The 235-nt window shown below is 58.3% G+C and carries 1 protein-coding gene; it reads right to left on the bottom strand.

The features are described from left to right. Positions 1 to 21: 21 nt before the first annotated feature. On the bottom strand, positions 22 to 235 hold a 214-nt coding region (locus R0J88_RS23580; protein WP_410901400.1), incomplete at its 5' end, for a hypothetical protein.

Genomic DNA, 235 nt, shown 5'->3' with positions numbered 1-235 from the left:
ATGCATCTCGAACACCTCCCATCACCTTGGTGCCGATGCTCTATCGACCAGACCGAGAATCGATTGATAGCTGAGCCCGGAGTGCTCACTCAGCCCTATCTCGCAGGTGCGCGAATTGGAAACCCCGTAGTCGCAATCGGCCACTACCTCCTTCAGCCCCTTCAATGCCGAGGCATTGAGCTCCGGTGTACTGAAGCCCTTGTCGCCGGCGAAGCCGCAGCAGGTGATCTCTTCC

It is taken from the genome of Pseudoalteromonas sp. SIMBA_162 (assembly GCF_046535955.1).
Classification (GTDB): Bacteria; Pseudomonadota; Gammaproteobacteria; order Enterobacterales; family Alteromonadaceae; genus Pseudoalteromonas; species Pseudoalteromonas marina.
Note: the sequence above shows the minus strand (reverse complement) of the source record. Positions and strands in the feature narration are given on the sequence as shown.